The 2,031-nt window shown below is 68.0% G+C and carries 3 protein-coding genes and 1 pseudogene; all 4 read left to right on the top strand.

From position 1 onward, the window contains the following. Nucleotides 1-254: 254 nt before the first annotated feature. Nucleotides 255-551, top strand: a pseudogene (locus ABZW32_RS39765) (HNH endonuclease); the annotation flags it as partial. A gap of 2 nt (nucleotides 552-553) precedes the next feature. Beyond that, complete coding sequence (locus ABZW32_RS39760; protein WP_356225791.1) at nucleotides 554-1,102, top strand: hypothetical protein; 549 nt, start codon at nucleotides 554-556, stop codon at nucleotides 1,100-1,102. A 214-nt stretch (nucleotides 1,103-1,316) separates the two neighbouring features. Further along, nucleotides 1,317-1,733 (top strand): hypothetical protein, encoded by a 417-nt coding sequence (locus tag ABZW32_RS39755; protein ID WP_356225789.1) that lies wholly within the window; start codon nucleotides 1,317-1,319, stop codon nucleotides 1,731-1,733. Between the two features lie 63 nt (nucleotides 1,734-1,796). Then, a partial coding sequence (locus ABZW32_RS39750; RefSeq protein WP_356225787.1) for a hypothetical protein occupies nucleotides 1,797-2,031 on the top strand: 235 nt, incomplete at its 3' end.

Raw genomic sequence — 2,031 nt, 5'->3', positions numbered from 1 at the left:
TGCTAGGCGACCCGGCGCGCTCGCACGGGCGGACGGGCGGACGGGCGGACAGACGGTCCAGCTGGCTGCCGTCTACGGGCTTGCCCTCCACGAGGACGAACGGTGCGTGGAAGCAGCGTGCTTTCTCGACCGGCCACAGCGACACGGTGTGGCGTTATGGACGGCGCTGCGACGGCCGCTGTACGTGCCCGCATCCGCCTGTCAGCTGCTCCGAAGCCGGGAATATTGCACGGTACGAATGACGCTCCCCGCCAACTGGAGCGTCGGGGTGGTCGGCGGCGCGGCGGGAGGCGTACGCGAACGACCTCGGGCAGGCGAGCAGCCTGGTGGCGGTGACGGCCCGCTCGAACCGGTCGAAGGCGGATCAGGATCCGGCGCAGTGGGTGCCGCCGTCGGCGGAGGCGTTGTGCCGGTACGGGGCGGAGTGGACGGCGACGAAGCTGCGCTGGGGTTTGGCGGTCGATGGGCTGGAGCGGGACCGGCTGCTCGACATCGCGGCCGGGTGCGGCGGCACCGACGTGGAGTTCACGCCTGCCGGTGAGCAGGTGTGACGGTGGATGACGACCGGGACGACGACAGCGTTCTCGCGCGGATCCGGAGCCATACGGGCTGGTGGCTGGCTGCCGCTGCTGCCGTGGCAGGTGTTGTTGCTCTCCTTGCAAGTGTGACGTGGCCGTATGAATGGAGGGCCAAGGCGAACGCAGTGTGTGACAGGCGTGCTCTGCGTTTCTGGGCGGCAGTGGAGGATTCCCGTGATTCCTTCCAGATTCTTACCGAGAAGGGGAAGCGCGGCAGTGCTGTGGAGGATTCCGATGTCAGGAAGGCAGGAGCGGCGTACCGGGAAGCGGCTGCGAAGCTGAGCGACCTCATCGGAGATCTCAGGGAAATCGACAGGCCCTGGGTAGGGAGCTTCCCTGACAAGATCGAAAAGGCAGTCAACGACGGAAGCAAGTTGTCCCGGTCCATGTACTTCGCGGGGCGGCAGATCATGCTCCGCAATCCTGACGAAGCGATGAAACATCTCGGCGACATGCAGAATCTGATGAAGGAATGGGAGAGGAGTTCCCGGGCGCTTGAGGCCGAGCGGTGCACAGAGAACTGATGCTGCGGCAGAGCCGGCTGGCGGCCGGCTGGGTCGGCACGCCCGGTGCTTGCTTGGCGCCGAGCGCACGCCGTGAGTCTTCTCCAACCTCTTGGGGAGCCCGGTGAGGGGCAGGGTGATTGCGGCTGACACTGTTAGTCATCTCGCCGTAGCGTTACTCAGCGCCACCGGAGCTGATCCAGCTGGCCTCGCAGGAAAGGGAGGACCCACCTACATGACCACCTTGCCGTCCGAGCGCGCCCTCACCTATGCCGAAGACCTCAGGCCCGAGGACGTCCGCGCCTTGGAGGCTTTCCTCAACGTCCAGTTGGGTCGGGTGTACGAGAGGGTGGGGGAGACCGGTGAGACGTCCTTCGCGATGCGGTCTCTGCTCATCCTGGTCTGCGACTCGGCCGGGCTCCTGCACGCGCTCCTCACGGTGGAACGGCCAGAGACGTGGCAGCGGGCCGCGATCGTGCGGGAGTGGCAGCGGCTACGCAGTACGGCCCATGAGTTCAACCACTGCGAGGGCTACGACCATGACCGCTGGTGGAACCAGGTACGGCACTTCGACGCCTCCGACGAGACCGCCGAGCAGGAGCGGATCCGCCGGTTCGCCGATGTCGGGCCGTACCCCGAGACCGGACACTAACCGAGTGGAGCGGGGACGCCTCGGCGACGGTCGCGGAACTGTTTGAGGGCTACGGCGAGTTCGTTGCGGAGCCGCTCGTTCTCCTCGTTCAGCTTCCGGTTGGCCTCCCGGCACCTGAGGGCCCTCGGCGGCGAGCACGCCCCGGCGCTGATCCGTGACCGCGTGCAGGCGACGGCCGACGCGTTCGAGCAGGCCGCCCGTGCCCCCGGCGCCCGCTGTCTGGAAGGCCGGGCCCGTGCTGGTTGGCGCGACTCGACCCGGGCGCTGGAGCGGGCTCCGCGCGCTGCCCGCGGGGGCG

It is taken from the genome of Streptomyces sp. NPDC004667, assembly GCF_040609475.1.
In the GTDB taxonomy this organism is placed as follows: Bacteria; Actinomycetota; Actinomycetes; order Streptomycetales; family Streptomycetaceae; genus Streptomyces.
Note: the sequence above shows the minus strand (reverse complement) of the source record. Positions and strands in the feature narration are given on the sequence as shown.

Coding starts and splice junctions, on each gene's coding strand:
- ABZW32_RS39755 (WP_356225789.1), top strand. CDS start 1,317: ATGACCACCTTGCCGTCCGAGCGCGCCCTCACCTATGCCGAAGACCTC.